Annotated in this window: 12 protein-coding genes and 1 tRNA gene; 4 read left to right on the plus strand and 9 right to left on the minus strand. The window is 52.5% G+C overall.

The window, feature by feature from the left end:
- Positions 1–133 precede the first annotated feature (133 nt).
- Positions 134–481 carry a DUF1820 family protein gene (locus tag AB4876_RS12655; protein ID WP_301027013.1) on the plus strand — a complete coding sequence of 116 codons (348 nt, stop codon included), beginning with the start codon at positions 134–136 and terminating at the stop codon, positions 479–481.
- Positions 482–547: 66 nt separating this feature from the next.
- On the opposite strand, the gene AB4876_RS12660 is transcribed toward AB4876_RS12655, so the two are convergent.
- The 6 genes from AB4876_RS12660 to AB4876_RS12685 all read right to left on the minus strand — a co-directional run bounded on the left by AB4876_RS12660 (position 548) and on the right by AB4876_RS12685 (position 7,470).
- The gene (locus AB4876_RS12660) at positions 548–1,825 is read right to left on the minus strand and encodes an aspartate aminotransferase type Ic (RefSeq protein ID WP_368382066.1); all 1,278 of its coding nucleotides are present in this window, start codon (positions 1,823–1,825) and stop codon (positions 548–550) included.
- A gap of 162 nt (positions 1,826–1,987) precedes the next feature.
- On the minus strand, positions 1,988–3,457 hold the full coding sequence (locus tag AB4876_RS12665; RefSeq protein ID WP_368382068.1) for a DUF1631 family protein: 1,470 nt from the start codon (positions 3,455–3,457) through the stop codon (positions 1,988–1,990).
- Between the two features lie 141 nt (positions 3,458–3,598).
- Positions 3,599–4,573, minus strand: coding sequence for a tRNA 5-methoxyuridine(34)/uridine 5-oxyacetic acid(34) synthase CmoB (gene cmoB, locus AB4876_RS12670; RefSeq protein ID WP_368382070.1), 975 nt, complete (start codon positions 4,571–4,573; stop codon positions 3,599–3,601).
- Positions 4,570–5,292 carry a carboxy-S-adenosyl-L-methionine synthase CmoA gene (gene cmoA / locus AB4876_RS12675; protein ID WP_368382071.1) on the minus strand — a complete coding sequence of 241 codons (723 nt, stop codon included), beginning with the start codon at positions 5,290–5,292 and terminating at the stop codon, positions 4,570–4,572. The genes cmoB and cmoA overlap by 4 nt, the downstream gene beginning before the upstream one ends.
- A gap of 134 nt (positions 5,293–5,426) precedes the next feature.
- Positions 5,427–7,169, minus strand: a complete 1,743-nt coding sequence (locus AB4876_RS12680; protein WP_368382072.1) for a hypothetical protein — start codon at positions 7,167–7,169, stop codon at positions 5,427–5,429.
- A 224-nt stretch (positions 7,170–7,393) separates the two neighbouring features.
- Positions 7,394–7,470: transfer RNA gene (locus tag AB4876_RS12685), tRNA-Pro, on the minus strand.
- 252 nt (positions 7,471–7,722) lie between these two features.
- On the opposite strand from AB4876_RS12685, the gene AB4876_RS12690 reads away from it, so the two are divergent.
- The gene (locus tag AB4876_RS12690; RefSeq protein WP_368382073.1) at positions 7,723–10,203 is read left to right on the plus strand and encodes a TonB-dependent receptor; all 2,481 of its coding nucleotides are present in this window, start codon (positions 7,723–7,725) and stop codon (positions 10,201–10,203) included.
- 10 nt (positions 10,204–10,213) lie between these two features.
- Positions 10,214–11,671: a M20 family peptidase gene (locus tag AB4876_RS12695; protein ID WP_368382074.1), complete on the plus strand. Its 1,458-nt coding sequence runs from the start codon at positions 10,214–10,216 to the stop codon at positions 11,669–11,671.
- A gap of 38 nt (positions 11,672–11,709) precedes the next feature.
- Here AB4876_RS12695 and AB4876_RS12700 read toward each other — a convergent pair whose 3' ends face one another.
- Together AB4876_RS12700 and AB4876_RS12705 are read right to left on the minus strand one after the other, a co-directional pair.
- Complete coding sequence (locus tag AB4876_RS12700; protein WP_368382075.1) at positions 11,710–12,030, minus strand: 2Fe-2S iron-sulfur cluster-binding protein; 321 nt, start codon at positions 12,028–12,030, stop codon at positions 11,710–11,712.
- Between the two features lie 45 nt (positions 12,031–12,075).
- A complete protein-coding gene (locus tag AB4876_RS12705) occupies positions 12,076–13,074 on the minus strand; it encodes a Rieske 2Fe-2S domain-containing protein (RefSeq protein WP_368382077.1) in 999 nt (332 codons plus the stop codon).
- A gap of 295 nt (positions 13,075–13,369) precedes the next feature.
- On the opposite strand from AB4876_RS12705, the gene AB4876_RS12710 reads away from it, so the two are divergent.
- Entirely contained in the window at positions 13,370–14,038 is a 669-nt protein-coding gene (locus AB4876_RS12710) for a TetR/AcrR family transcriptional regulator (protein WP_368382079.1), read from the plus strand.
- A 79-nt stretch (positions 14,039–14,117) separates the two neighbouring features.
- On the opposite strand, the gene AB4876_RS12715 is transcribed toward AB4876_RS12710, so the two are convergent.
- Positions 14,118–15,749 carry an AMP-binding protein gene (locus tag AB4876_RS12715; protein ID WP_368382080.1) on the minus strand — a complete coding sequence of 544 codons (1,632 nt, stop codon included), beginning with the start codon at positions 15,747–15,749 and terminating at the stop codon, positions 14,118–14,120.
- Positions 15,750–16,146: the final 397 nt, after the last annotated feature.

Raw genomic sequence — 16,146 nt, forward strand, 5'->3', positions numbered from 1 at the left:
GGAGGCATTATAGCCAAATTGTGGTCTAAAACCCAGAAGTGCAGTGGATTTCCCAAATTTATGCTATCATCCGCGGCCCGGTTTTCCGGTGCGATTTCTCGCTAAAGCAGTGCTGTTAAACTACGGAAAGACTATGCCTCAAGTTCCTATTTATAAAGTTATTTTTAATAATAACAACAAAGTCTATGAACTCTACGCGCGCGCGATTTACCAAAGCGATATGTACGGCTTTATAGAAGTTGAGGAGTTTGTGTTTGGCGAGCAGAGCCAAATTGTGGTGAATCCGGGTGAGGAAAAGCTTAAAAATGAATTTAATGGGGTAACGCGTAGCTATATCCCAATGCACTCTATTGTGCGGATTGATGAAGTGGAAAAAGAAGGTGCCGGAAAAATTGTTGATGCCGAGGGTGGCACCAGTAACGTTCGCAATTTCCCAAGCTTGCCAGGCCGCCCCATTAATCGCAGTCCAGATTCTGAGTAGCCATTAAATCGATATAAAAAAGGGGGCGCCGATAATCGGCGCCCCCTTTTTTGTTGTGGGCGCTATTTAGCTCAAGCGCTGACGCACTGACGCCAATTTTACACAGTTCACAAACACCGCCATGGCGCGGTCGATCTCTTCCAAGCTTGGCACGCTGGGCGCAATGCGGATGTTCTTGTTGTCGGGGTCCTTACCGTAGGGAAAGGTTGCGCCGGCGGGAGTTAGTTTAACGCCTGCTTCGGCAGCTAGTTTAACTACTTCCTTGGCAAGGCCGGGCAGGGTGTCAAAGGAGATGAAGTAGCCACCTTGGGGCTCGTTCCAGCTCGCCATGCCTGTGTCGGCCAAGCCTTCACGCAAGTGCTTGAGCACAATGTCGAAACGGGGCTTGAGTACGCTCGCGTGGGCGCGCATATGGGCTTTGAGGCCCTGGCTGTCTTTCAAAAAGCGAACATGGCGCAGCTGATTGATTTTGTCTGGACCAATTTGGCTCATGCCAAGGTGCTGGCTAAAGGCTTTAATATTGGCCTTAGACATACCTGCAAAGGCAACTCCGGCGCCAGCGTAGGTGATTTTAGAGGTGGAACCAAACAGATACACGCTGTCTTCGGTGCCGTGAGCGCGGCAGCGATCCATAATATTGGCCAGTTCCGGTGCGTCGTCAGTGAGGCTGTGAACAGCGTAGGCATTGTCCCAAAACACGCGGAAGTTGCTGCCCGCGAGCTTGCCCAGCTGGGCGAGACGGTCAACCACTTGCTCGGAATACACGGTGCCAGTGGGGTTGCTAAAGCGTGGTACGCACCAGATGCCCTTAATACTTGGGTCGGCTTTTACAAATTGCTCAACCGCGTCCATATCTGGGCCGTCGTCATTTAGAGCGACGGGGATGAGTTCGATGCCGAGGTGCTCACACACGCTAAAGTGGCGGTCGTAGCCAGGTACGGGTGCCAGAAATTTGGTGGTTTTGCCTTCGCTGGCCCAGCTCGCGCCCAGCGCGCCAAAGCCTTGATTCTGCGCGAAAAGTACCGCGAAGTACATCAGCGTTAAGCTGCTATTACCGCCAATTAAAATCTCGTCGTTGGCGACGCCCAATACCTCGGCAAATAGACGCTTGCACTCGGGAATCCCGTCGAGGCCGCCGTAGTTGCGCAAGTCGGTGTTGCTCTCATTGCTGAGGTCATTGCCCAAAATGACGTTGATCCCGTCAGATAAATTGAGCTGTTCGGCGCTGGGCTTGCCTCGGGTAAGATCGAGATTGAGGCCAGAGGCTTTAAACTGCTGATACTCTTGAGCCAGAGAGGTTTCCCATTCGCGTAGCTGCGTAGAAGAAGCTTGGTCGAGTTGCAAAGTCATCACCTTAAGTACGTGATCGCGGTTAAATGCGATAAAACGAGTGTGGTTTGGGCCGTGTTCACTCGTGAAGAGCAAACATGCGGGCGCAAAATTATACCTATTTTTACATGGTGTCGTCACCCGAATACGCACAATTGGCCTAGCGAGTTCCCAGTGTTAGGGGCGTTTGAGGCTGGTGCTGCGGCCAGAGGCGATCATTCGCAGCTGGTGTAACTCATCAATGAGTGCTTGGCTGGCTTGGTAGCTGTAATTAATGCGGGCGAGACCTTCGCTGAGTTCTGCTTCAAGGTCTTTGCTCATGGCTTTGGCGCGGCGCAGCTCCGACCAGTCGGCATGAGGTTTAATATACCAGAGTATATCGTCGATCAATTTCATACTGCGGCGCAGCGGTGTGCTATTACTGCCATGGCGCAGCCAGTGATAGAGCACAATCGTGGTCATTGGCCCGTACAGCATATTGTCGACGCCAGCAGGAAGCTGGATGGCGGCGGTTTTTTCGTCGAGCATTTCGTGTACTTTGCGCCGTAAGCGGGTGAGCCGTTTTTGGCCCACCTCGGCGCTGAGGTTGCGTTTGTCGTTGAGCTTGATGCTCTGCAGTAGATGCTGGCAACAGTCGTCGACCTGACTGCGAATTTGGGTGAAATCGTTGGCTTGCACGCCGTCTTTTGCCAATTTTCGGCTAATGATTTTGAGTGCGCCTTCAAATTGAAAGCGCTGGCTATTGTCGGCGTTATCCCAGTGGGCGAGGGCGTTCACAATTTGTCGGCAAACCTGCCGCGCCGGATGCAATGCGTGTAAGAAGCTTTGGCGATCTTGCAGGGCAATACTACTGACCTTATTCTGCAAAGTATTCAGTGATGCCAAGATGCTGGGCGACAGTCGGCGGCGGTTGCTCAGGCCGTGAAAAATACTGGCGGCCGCTTCGATCAACTCACCATCGGTGGGCTCGATGGTGGGCACGGCGCTGCTGTTCTGGCGATGGTCGTAGAGTTTTAGCAAGCGCTGTAGGCGCAGCTCGGTTAAGGCGCGCTGCTGGGTAGATAAATTCTTTTCGCTGAGCTGAAGCTTGCTGTGGGCTATCCAATCGCCGAGGTTGTGGGCGGGTATTGGCTTGGGTAACGCGTCGAATAGCTGCTCGTAAAGCTTGCTTAGCTCTTGAATAAACAGGCCCTGAAACATGGTAAGGGCTTGGTGGCGATGTTGGTCGTCGAGGCGCAGCGGCACAATGATGTGCTGAAAGCCAGCGAGCAAGGTAATAGGCGCTATTGCGCGGCAAAAATAGTGGAGTTCGGTTTTTTCTTTACCAAAGGGCGCGTCGGGCAATTTTTCCAATTGCAGGGCTAGGCGGTCGAGTTCGGGGTAACTGCCGGTTTCGAGGCTGCGTTTGGCGATAAACGCTTGGTTGATATGGTCGGCAAATAGCCGGAAAGCTTCGTCTTGTCCGGCTTTTACTGCGCGCTGCTGCTTGAGCAGTTCATCTTGTTCGGCAGTGCTGCTAGCGGTGAGGGCGCGGCGATGGAAATTGTCTTGCAGGCGGTCAAAATAACGGTACAGGTGCTCGCCAAACCACTGTCGGGCTTGTGATTTTAGGCGGTCTAATAATGGTCCTGTATCGCTATGAGGCATGAATCGTCCAAGCCGCTACGTAATAGTGCGTATATCAATTTGAAAGGTATCACATAAATGTCACATAGAAACTAAAGATGAGTGTTATTTGTTCAGGTTTTGATCAATATCACGATTTGGCTTGCACTTGATTGGGGCGAGCTAAGGCGCCTCGGCGATGAAAGTAGCGCGTTTCGGCGCTGGGTGGCCTTCTATTGTTTTGCTGGCGTCGTTAGGGTCTAGAAACTCGGCGAGGGAGTGAAACTGCATCCACTGGGTGCTGCGCTGCTCGTCGCAGGAGGTTTGACTGACGTCGACGAGGCGGGGGTTTTTAAAGCCAACTTTTTTAAGCCAGCTTTCTAAAGTAGCGGTGCTGGGTATAAACCAAACATTGCCCATTTTACTGTAGCGACCTTCGGGAACCAGCGCATCACCTAGCTCGCCGTCGATCACCAAGGTTTCCAATACCAGCTGGCCACCGCTGCGCAGGGTGTCGCGCAGCGCTAAAAGATGGTCAAAGGGTGAGCGGCGATGATAGAGAATTCCCATCGAAAACGTGGTGTCGAAGGCTTGTAAGCGCTCGGGCAAGTGCTCAATGCCCATCGGCAGTACCGCAACAGAAGGTTCGTTAAGGTATTTTTGTAAGGCGAAATACTGGGTGACAAACAGCGGCGTAGGGTCGATGCCAACGACTAGCGCGGCGCCCGCGCCACGCATCCGCCAGCAGTGATAGCCGCTGCCGCAGCCAACATCCAGAACGCTGCGACCTTGCAGTGGCGCGATGGCGTCTTTTAGGCGATCCCATTTCCAGTCGGAGCGCCATTCAGTGTCAATATGTACGCCATATAGCTCAAATGGACCCTTGCGCCAGGGGTGCAGGCCTTTAAGAGCCTGCTCAAGCGCGCCGCGCTGCTCGTCGGAAATCTCGCCGCCGGCGCCAACGCGCGAAGCATCTAATTGAACGCTTGTCGGGCTGAGTGCCGGCAGGGCGGCGAGCGCTGCTTTCCAGCGGGGCAGGTCGCCATAGCGAGACTCACTGAGGCCGCTGGCAATTTGCTCTGGCAGTTGCAGTGCCCAGTCAGCGAGCTTGGGGTGTTGTTGGCTAAGAGTGGCGAGAAAATCGCGGTAATCCATCATTTAATTGCGACCAGTGAGGCAAAGTTAAAACACTGAAACCACACATCGATACTGCTAAAACCGGCGTCGCGCAGCCGTTGCTGGTGTTCTGTTAGGGTCTCTGGCACAAGCACGTTTTCCAATGCTGAGCGCTTTTGTGCGACTTCGAGATCGCTATAGCCATTGGCGCGTTTAAAGGCATGATGGAGGTCGGTGTTTAACTCTTGAAGATGGGTGTCGGCAAAGCGAATTTTTTCCGACAAAATGAGAATGCCGCCAGGGCGCATGGCCTTGGAAATACGCTGAATTAATTCCCCACGCTGCTCGGCAGGCACAAATTGCAGGGTGAAATTTAAAACCACCACCGAGGCATTGCGAATCTCGGTGTCTTGAATGTTTTCACAGCGCAGCTCAATTGGCGGTGTGGTGCTGCTAATATAGCCTCGGCAGCGCTCAATCATCGCCGCTGAATTGTCTACCCCAATAATCGTGCAGTTGCGATCGCTTAGCTCTCTGGCCATCGATAAGGTGCTGGCACCCAGTGAACTGCCGAGATCATAAATATTGCTACCCGCCTGCGCATAGCGCCCAGCCATAACCCCTGTCATCGCGATAATCGTGGCATAACCTGGTACCGAGCGCTGAATCATATCGGGGAAAACTTCCACCACATGCTCATCAAAGGCAAAGCGACCGAGATTGGGGTGGGGGGTGGAGTAGAGGGTGTCTGATTTGGTCATGGAGGCTTCTGGTGTGGCGTAAGAAGATGCGATAGTGGAATTTTACCACAGGCTAGCAGAGGTGAGGGCAGCGGTAGTGCAGAGATTTGAAGGTGTTGGCCGACAGTTATATGTTGGCCAACACCTTGGCTGTTTTAGGGGGCTAAAACTGTTTGAACGACAGTTGCGGTTCCTTTCGAAATAACCCCTTTAGGGGTTTTTACCGTGACGGTAAATGTGCCGGTTCCAATTTCGGACGAGCTCGGCTTTAATGCAAAGCTGTATGCAATAGCGCCGTCAAAGTTCGTTGATAGTACGGTTGCTGAGCTTTCCCCTGAGATACTACCTTGGTCTGTTGTAACAGATATGGTCGTCCCTGCGGGCGGAACTTGAAGGTTCACGTCGCGAACAGTAACCAGTACGCTTGCCCCAGCGTCGATATTTATCGTTGCAGGTGTAACCGTTACATACAGTGAAGAACCGGACATCACGATGACAATTTCTTCACGGACAGAGATGGTACTTGCCGTGATTTCGCAGTTTTGTGCGTTTGAAATACAGCGTAAGCCATCGTATGTCGAATTACCGACGATTTCGTCTGGTGTTGAGCGGCGGCACTTACCATCGTTGTTCAGATCCTGAGTGGTACCTGTGTAGTTACCATCATTGTTGAAATCCAGATAGGGCTCATTGGCATCGCGACAGCCATCCTCGTTGTAGTCTATGAATGCTTCAGGGTAATCATCAAAGACTTCGCCATCGTCATAGCTGCCATTTGACGGGGTGGTGTCTTCAAATGATTCTTCGCCAATCGCTGTTGCTAAGATTGTTGCCCGTCCGTTTGCACGAGGATTGGCAGACCGAAATGTCACAGAACATGTGCCGTTGACTGTTGTGCAGCCGCTATCAATGATACCGCCTTCTGTTGTAAAGGCGATTGCAGTGTCATCTGGTACTGGGTTGTTAAAGCGGTCAGCGGCGAGGATGGTTAGGGTTGTTTCAACGCCGTTGTAGTCCAGGCCTTCGATATTTAATGTCGATGCGCCCAAGGTGAAGCTGTTTTGGTCGATAATTCCAGTGGTATTTAGTAGTAGGCTGGACTGTGCACTGATGGTTTTACTGTCACTGACCGCGGATGCGGTGACACGCACGGAAGTGGCGACAGTGCCTGAAATCACCGTAGTGCTAACAATACCCTCAGCATTGGTGGTTGCCGTTGCGTTTGTTAATCCAATATCACCAGCGGTGGTGTTTAAGGAAAAATTTACATCGAGGCCTTCTACTGGGCCGCCGGCTTCGTTTTTAACTTGGAATGAAACGGTGGACTGTTCAGGTAGCGCACCGGTACCGCGTATACCAATCAGCTTTGGCTCGGCCGAGACAAAGCTGATTGAGCCTAGGGCGGCAGGAATCGTATCTATCGTCGTTGTCGCGCGATAGTTGGTGCCGTTGAGCGTAGATTGCGCGGTGATAGTGTCGGTGCCGCTGCAGCCGCGAGCCGTGTATGTTGCTCTTATAGTGCCAGTGGTGTTACTGACAATATCTTGATCGAAGTCGGAGAGGCCATCAATGCTGCAGGATGAAGTAAATAAAACATCAGCGGCATCGGTAATCAATTTATTGTCTTGGTCTACGAAGGATACTGCTAACGAGGCGCTTTGACCTGCGGTTAATGATGTCTTGTTTTTGGCTATTGTAGCTACGGTAAAAGCACCAGCTGTATCAAATGAGCCGAAACTCGGTACCACCGTTACGGTAGTGCCGCCTGTGTCAGGGGTTTCTGTGGGTGTGCTGGAATCAACAGGAGATAGTGATGGCCCGTCGCCACTGCCGCCGCCACACGCCGCTAGAAATAGTGCTGCCAATACCAGCAGGCTGGTGCGTAACAAAAGCTTCATAACAGATGTCCCCTGTCTATTGTTTCTTAAGGTGAGCTATACAGGCCTAAGATTATATTTTTTCTCAGTTTGATGCAGTAAGTCACTAACTATTAAAGCATATTAGCTTAAATGTTCTGCTTTTGCGGCAAACTTGTGATGCGGCAGGCAAAAAGGGCTATTTTGGTGGCGGGTAGGGCAGGAGATTGGCCTATTTGGGGGCGTTCTCTGGGGCTAGCGTCGGCTGGTCGGAATGAGAGGATTCGAACCTCCGACCCCTGCGTCCCGAACGCAGTGCTCTACCAAGCTGAGCTACATTCCGTCGTCGATTAAGTGCGATACCACAATCAAAAATATAACAAATGCGATATCGCTTCTCAATTTGGTGATAGAGGCAGTGTTTTGTCGAGGTATTGCAGTGCAAAAGTTTTCACAAATGTTTTCTCTGAAGACATTGGTTCGTCATCTGTAACAAGCTAGGATGTACGCTCACAATAATAATTCGAATAGAGGGTAGTTTATGTTGCCGCGCGCACGAACGTTGGTTTTGGGAGTTTCGGCGTTACCGTCGCTTTTGTTTGGAGTTCTGGTACAAGCTGAAGCTCCCTCACCTCACCGCAAAGCAGTGCTAGAAGAGGTGGTGGTGACGGCCCGTCGCAGAGAGGAGAGCTTGCAGGAAACCCCGCTGGCAGTGACGGCCTTGGGCTCGGATTATTTAGAGGCGATGGGGGTTAGCTCTATTGCCGATGTCGAAACCCTTAGCCCCAGCCTGCAGTTCTCGCAAACCAATTACAAAGCCCCCGCCATATTTATTCGCGGCATTGGCCAGCGCTCTGGTAATCCGGTGTTAGACCCCGGCGTGGGTATTTATTTAAATGGGGTGTATGTGCCGCGCTCGGATGCCCAGCTCCTCGATGCCGTAGATGTGGCAAATATTCAAGTGCTGCGCGGCCCCCAGGGAACCTTGTTTGGTAAAAACAATATTGGCGGTGCGCTGTTGGTGGATTCTAAGCGCCCACATATCGATGCGCTGGAATTGTCTGCTCGAGTTACGCTGGGCAGCGATGGCCGCAAAGACGCTAAGCTAAATGCTAATGTGCCCTGGGCTGGCGATGCGATTAGTACGCGCTTTGCGCTGAGCTCTAAGCGTAGTGATGGCTATATTGAGAATGCGGCGTCTAGCCATAATTTATTTGATGAAGATCGCACGGCGTTTTCCCAACGCACTATTTGGGATGTGAACGACAGCCTCGAGCTTGATTTCTTTAGCTTTTTTAGCCGGATAGACGAGCGCGGTACACCGTATAACTGTCAATTTCAGAACAGTGGCGCAATCTTGACGCAGGGGGTTTATCGCGGCGACGGCGGTGAAAACTTGCAGGCGGCCTGTGATGCCAGCACGGCCTTGGCAGACCAGTTTGCCGTGAGTCAAAACGACGATGATGCGGTATACGCCATCGATAACCAGATGCACGCCCTGACCCTGCGCTTGCCGGTGCTGGGCTTTGATATGGAAAGCATTACCAGCTACGCCTTTCAGAATAATATTCGCATCAGTGGCGATTCCGACGGCACCGCAGTGCGCAGTGTTAGCGTGGGGCCAAATGCCGGTAATGTGGTGTTTGCAGGCGGCGGCATGACCGCGCCAGACGCCGAGCGCAATCAATTTACCCAAGAACTAAAGTTTAATGGCAGCCTGCTCGACGATACCTTGAACCTGACCTTTGGGGTGTTCTACGCACGGGAGGAGTTGACGAATACCCTTGATGGTACTGAGGTTGGCGACAACGGTTTGGTCGGTATTCCCGCCAGTGCCGCGGTTGGTTTACCGGTGCCGCTGCCGGTGCCGTCGGAATTATTATTGCCTGTCCAGGCTAATACCGCCTCCTTGGCGGACTATGAAAATGAAACTAAGGCGATTTTTGCGCAGGCGTCGTGGGATGTTTACGACTGGCTGCAACTCACCTTGGGGCTGCGTTATACCGAAGAGGAGCGCAGCAGTATTCACACCATGGTGGTGCCAGATTACGAGGAATACGCAAATCGCCTCAATGCCCAGATTGGCAGTAACCCCGCCATCATCACGCCAGTAGTGCACGCCATGGACGGTATCTATAGCCCTGTTAGTCGCGATCAATACTTTGCCTATCAGGCCCCGGAAGTACCTCTGGTTTTTTTGCCGTCGATTGCGGGCAGCACCACATTCTCTGAATTCACGCCACTGTTCACAGCCAATATGATTGCGCCGGATGAACTCGCCAGCCGCTTAAATCTCGATAGCTTGATTGCCTATGTGACGGTAAGTGACGGTTTTAAGTCGGGTGGCCTCGATGTGCGCTCTACCCAAACCGGCTCCAATATTCAGCAGTTTGAGCCCGAGCAAGTGCGTAATACCGAGTTCGGCGTGAAGATTGACGCCCTTGATCAGCGCCTGCGATTTAATGTGGCAGTCTACCAGCTGGACTACACCGATTTGCAGGTGGCGCTGTATGAACGTGGCAATACCAATACCGAAGTGGTGCAGTTCACCGGTAACGCCGGTAAGGCAGTGGTTGACGGTTTTGAATTGGAGTTAACGGCACTGCTGGGTAACTGGACGGTTAATGCCAATGCCGGATACACCGACGGCGATTTTATTGAATACGATTTGGGCACCAATACCGCCGATGGTTTTGCCATTGTCGATCGTAGCAATGAAGCCTTTCCCCAAGTGCCTCAAAATGTGCGGGGCTTGGTGGTTCAGTACGATTGGCCCACGGATTTGGGCTTATTTGTACCCAGTCTCCAGTACTACTATTCTGATGAGATTTTTATCGGCACCGATTATCTTAGCGGCAATTACGATAGCTCCTTTATTGATCAATACGAGACCTACAATGGACGGCTGATGTGGGAAGTGAATGAGCGCCTAAATGTCAGCGCGTATATCAATAACCTTAAAGACACCCCGTATTTCGTTGGCGGAATTGCAGTAACCAGCGTGATTGGTGTGGCGAATCGGGTGCCTGGCGCACCGCGTCATTTTGGTCTTGAAGTGAGTTACCAGTTTCAATAAGGCATAGATTATGAAAAAGCTATTGGCCGGGGCGCTGGTCGCCCTAATATTATTGTGCGCGGTGGTGCTCCTGCGGGGCTGGCAATTTGGCGCTGATGCGTCGCCGCTCGAAACATCGGCTAGCCTTACCTGGGATGAAGCCCGCGCCATTGCCAGCTTAAGTGCTGCAATACAGATACCCACGGTATCGCGAGGTGGAAATCAGCCCCCAGACGCTGAGGCGTTTGCCGCATTTCACGCCTTTTTGAAAGAGCGCTACCCTCGGGTATTTAGTCAGCTCGAGGTGGAGGTGGTGGCTGGCCAGTCGCTGTTACTGCATTGGCCGGCTAGTGGCGAACAGACCCCTATCATGTTTTTAGCCCACCAAGATGTGGTGCCGGTGAGTGGGGGCAGTGAAGAGGAATGGACGCATCCGCCGTTTGCGGGGGTGGTCGCCGACGGCTTTATATGGGGACGCGGCGCCCTTGATGATAAAGGCAGTTTAATTAGTTTGTTAGAGGCGGCGGAGCGCTTGCTGGCCGAGGGCTTTGTGCCTGAACGGGCAATTTATTTTGGCTTTGGTCACGACGAAGAAGTGGGCGGCGAAGGCGCTAAAGCCATGGCGGCGATACTGGCCGAGCGAGGGGTGCGTCTTGGTTTTTTGCTAGACGAAGGTGGTTTTGTTACCAAGGGCTTGATCCCTGGTGTGGATGGCCGGGTGGCGCTAATCGGCCCCGCGGAAAAGGGCTACACCAGTTTGAAAATCACGGCTCGCGGGGTGGGTGGTCACGCCTCAATGCCGCCGCGTCATACCGCCTTGGGCTTGGTGGCGCGGGCAATTAACCGTTTAGAGAATAATCCCTTTCCGGCTGACCTTAGCTTTACCCGCGACACCATTATGGCACTGGGTGCCAAGGCGCCGTTTGTCCAGCGGCTAGTGTTTGCCAATTTGTGGCTGTTCGGACCACTGGCCGAGGCAACTCTGGCCGAGATGCCAACCACCGCTGCAGGTATTCGCACGACCACGGCCGCAACAATGATGACGGCTGGGGTAAAGGATAATGTACTACCGCACAGTGCCGAGGCCGTGGTCAATTTTCGGATATTGCCCGGTGACACTGTCGAGTCGGTAATTCAATACGTGACCGCGGTTATTGACGACCCGCAGATAGAAGTCTCGCTATACAGTGATTTTTCTAACAATCCGTCAAAGCTTGCTCCGCTTAATTCTTCGGGGTTTAAGGTTTTGAGTCAGCTTATTCGGCAAGTGCGGCCAGACACTACCGTTGCGCCGCGCCTAGTGGTTGGCGCGACCGACGCCCGCCACTTTGAGGAGGTCAGTGATGCCAGCTATCGTTTTTTAGGGCTTGAGGTTGGGCCTGAAGAGTTGGCGGGAATGCACGGTACTAACGAGCGAGTATCTACCGCCAGTTTTATCGACTCGGCGCGGATGTACTATTTTCTGATGACGCGTTCAGCGGAATTGTAATTTTAGTGGCCGTGGAATCTTCACGGCCATGTGAAGCTTTAATATTGCGCCGCAGGCAGATGCACCACCATACCGTCGAGTTCGTCGCTGATATTCACTTGGCAGCTTAGGCGGCTATTAACGGCTGGCTCTAGGGCGCATTCCAACATCTCTTGCTCAATATCATCGGGCTTGCCAGTTTTACTCAGCCAGTCGTCGCCAATATAGCAGTGGCAGGTGGCACAGCTACAGGAGCCGCCGCACTCGCCGAGAATTTCATCAATGCCGTTGTCTAGCGCGACCTGCATGAGGTTGCTGCCCGATTCAGCATTCACCTCGCGGGTCTCGCCATTTACAGTAATGAATTTTATTAGCGGCATTTCTGAGTCCTTTAATACAGTGGATATTCTATGCGTTAACGCGCTTTACTCAGCGGCGGGCAAATCGTAAAAACCGGCCTGCCATTTTCTGAGCTGGTTAAAGGCTTTCACGTCTTGCTTGGCGAGCATGGGGCGATCGACGTATTTTTGATGGCGCCAAACCACCAAGTCTTCGTCTACGGTAGTGAGAATTTCGTTTTTGATTCGGTCTTGAATCGCAACGGGCATATCACCCTCTTCGCCGTCTTTGCGCTCCCACCAAATGGTATTGAATAGCTCTGATTTTTCATCGTCAATCGGCGTGGCAGAAAACAGCACGCGGTAGTTGTATGCGCCTTTAAATACATTGAAGGAACAGCCCACGCCGCTGGTGCGGGTATCAAAGGTCATTTCAATATTATTGGTGCGCACTGACTTAAAGCCAAAGAGCGTGCGGAATACGGAATCGTTGTCGCGGATGTCCATTTCCAAGAGCATTGGATCTAGTGGCGAGTTGTGTACATAGCGGAAGTGCATGGAGTCGACACTGTTCTCGAAGGTGATCTGGGGGTGAACAGGTTCATCTGGCCAGCGCCGCGTGCCGTGGGGGAAAATGGGGTAGAACTCGGACTCGTCGCGGTCAGAAAACTCACGGAAGCTGTCGAACATATGGGGCAGCTCCCAGCGTGGCGCGGAATTGGTGGGGTCGTGCCACATAAATATACAGCCGTGTTGCTCGGTGACTGGCCAAGTTTTCAGGCGCTTGTTAACGGTGTTTTCCTGGTATGGAATTTCCACGTTTTTGCCTTCGCCACTCCACACCCAGCCGTGGTAAGGGCAGGTGATGCAATTGTCTTTAACCTTGCCGCCGTGACCAAGGTGGGCGCCCAAGTGATGGCAGTGGGCGTTCATTAAACGTAAAACACCGTCTTCGCCGCGAAAGGCGACTAAATCTTCGCCGAAATAGCGCAGGGCTTTGACTTCGCCAACCGGAAATTCACCACTCCAGCCAATTTGGAACCAGCCAACCGGCTTCATAGAAAAGGGCAGTTCTTTTAAATTCATGAGTCAAACTCCGTTAACAGGTAGGCTCTTGTGGTTTGAGCCGGTGTGGTCTGGTGGCTGTGATGCAGCATAAAACTAATATACCATCAGTTATTTGTGCTATCAAGGTTTGATGTGGAGTGTTTCTGCGTGCAGTGAGTGCTTTTAAGCGTGGGGGCTCTGCCGTGGAAGGTTAGCCGGGCGGGGCTTTGCCGATTTATTGCAAATGCAGGCTTTTGAAGTAGGTCGGCGATTTTTATGACAATTTAATGTTAATATTAAGTTTCATTGTGTATGTTTTCGGATGCTCCAGAAAATGCGAACAGTAGTTACTACGAATAATCATGGCCAGTCACTGGGCCGCAAGGGTGCAGAAACCCGCAAGCGCTTGATGGATGCGGCGCGCAAATTATTGAAATCAGGCTCCCCCGTCGAATTGACAGCGGTGTCGATTGCCAAGCGCGCCAAGTCGTCCTCGGCTACCTTCTATTTATATTTCTCCGATGTGCGGGGCATCCTGCTGGCCTTAACCGAAGAGGCCGAGTCAGATATGCAGGCGGTGCACAATATTTTGGATGAGCCTTGGGATCCCAAAATATTGGATGTGGAGCATTCGCGCCGTGTGGTAAATGCCTTTGTTTCAGTTTGGGACAAACATCGGGAAGTATTGCGCTACCGAAATTTGGAAGCTGACCGCGGCGACCCCGTTTTTGAGAATATTCGTTTGCGGACCTCGGTGCGGATTGTAAATCGCTTTGCCGAACATATTGTTGCTGCTTACCCCAAAAATAGCGGTGGCACTAAAACCACTGCCCAAGCCGATGCCTCGGTATTGGTGGCGGCAATGGAGCGTTTGGCGGCAACCGACCCTAAATCGGTTGAGCGCGGTGTGGGTGCCGATGAAATGTGGGGTGCAATGACCCGTATTATTGCTCGCACATTGAGTGCGCCAGCGAGCCCCGCAGATTTTATGCAGGCCAAGTAATAGCGAATTACGTAATGTGAAGTTATAAAAAAACCGACGCCAGCAATGGCGTCGGTTTTTTTTGTTTCAAAAGCAGTCGTTAGCGTTTCTTTAACTGAAAGCCTGCTTTTTCACGGTCCCAAGTTTTTGCAGTAACGCCTTCGTCACGCAGCTTGTATTTCAGAATGCGGCCCACCGGGCTGCGGGGCATTTCGGCGCTGCTACGGAACTCAAAGTAGCGCGGTACAGCAAAATACGGCAGCTGTTCGGCTGACCACGCGCACAACTCTTCTTCGCTGAGGCTGCTGCCCTCTTTTACGGTGAGGGTAACTTTTAGGTCATCTTCGGTAAGCTCCGACAATACCGCATGGGCGGCCACGTCTTCGATTGCTGGGTGACGGCGGAAGGCCGATTCCACTTCAAAGCTGGAGATGTTCTCACCGCGACGGCGCAGATAGTCTTTCTTGCGGTCGACAAAATAGAAGTAGCCATTTTCATCAAATTTGCCGATGTCGCCAGTGTGGAACCACATGTTCTTCATGACTTTAAGGGTGTCTTCGGGGCGTTTCCAGTAGCCTTCAAACATCACATTGGGGCGCAGTGGTCGCACAATCACTTCGCCAGATTCGCCCTGTGGGACCTCAATGCCATTGTCGTCAACAATGCGCACGTCAAAGCTGTCGTTGCGCATGCCAGAGCAGTCGCCGGGTACTTGAATGCCCAGCGGCACGGAAGTCACTAGTGAGCACTCAGTCAAACCAAAGCCCGGGCAGGCGGTGTGCTTGGCGCCAAAGCGCTGCTTCCAAGCCTGTTGTAATTTGTCTGGGAAGGGTGCGCCGCCAACGATGGAAATTTGCCCAAAGCAGCGTTTCTCAGCTTCGTTCTCGGGGGCGCCGAGCAGCATGGGGAACATGGAACCGAGCAAGGTGGTGTAGTTGGCGCCGGTGCGTTCGATCTCGGGCCAGAAATTAGATACCGAGAAGCGCGGGTAGATCGCAATACGGCCGCCGTGCATCAGTTCGCAAATAACATTGCTCACCGCATTAAAGTGGAATAGTGGCAGGGCGGTCCAGCTCACGGTGTCGGCGCTGCGGCCGGTGCCGTCGCTAACAATGCGGGCTAAGTTGCAGGCGTAGTTATGGCTGACCATGCAGCCCTTAGATGGGCCAGTGGTGCCGCCGGTATAAATTAGCATTGCCAAATCTGAGGGGGCTACTTCAATTTGGGGGTCGCTGCTGTCGTCAGACAATAACTGTTCCCAACTCATGGTCTGACCGCTAAAGCTGGCGCTTGGCGCTGCGCCGCGATGGACGAGGGTTTTTACGCTGGGCAGCTGCTCGCCAATCGCAATAACGCGGTCAGCGTAATCGCTCTCGGCAATGACGACGCTGGCGTCGCTGTCACCCAATTGGTGGCGCAGGAACTCGCCTTTGTACGCAGTGTTAATGGGTACCGAGATAGCGCCAAGCTTGTTGATGGCCAGCCAGATAAAGACCGCGTCTTCGCTGTTGTCGAGGAGGGTGGCGACGGTTTGGCCTTTTTCGATACCCAGCGCCGTCAAACCATTGGCAAGTCGGCATGCTTGGCTGTCGATGTCGGCTACACTGAATTTCTTACCAAGAAAATCTAAAAACTCTCTATCAGGATTGGCTTCAAGTGCCCGCCGAAGCACGGCGTTAATCGTATCCTGCTGCTCACTTCCCCAGGGTGTGGGCGACTTATCGTTGGTCATTGTCTGGCTTCCCGCAGTTGACGTTGTTATCGAACACCCATAAACTAACACATAGTCATTTATTGGTGCAAATATCGCTGCACTTGTTTAGACTCATCAGCAGCTCGGTGCGACACCTACCGAGCGTGCAGCGGCGCACTAGCTACCGAAAATATAGCCTGCCGCTGTCAAATTTAAAGTATTTTTCATGGTTTTAGCGGCCAGGTGCCGTTAATTCGAGTTAAAACAGCAAGGCGTATAAGAGCGACCTTGCCTTGAGTGGAGAGCGTCCCATGGCTGAAATTCGTCCCGATCTCGAATACCTCGGTTTTCTGAATGAGGGTAAGTTTTGTATTCAGCGCAGCGGCGGCAGCGGCAAATATGTGTTTTATCCGCGCACCATTGCGCCGGGCAGTGG

Origin of the sequence: Zhongshania guokunii (assembly GCF_040892635.1) — a bacterium.
Taxonomy (GTDB): Bacteria; Pseudomonadota; Gammaproteobacteria; order Pseudomonadales; family Spongiibacteraceae; genus Spongiibacter; species Spongiibacter guokunii.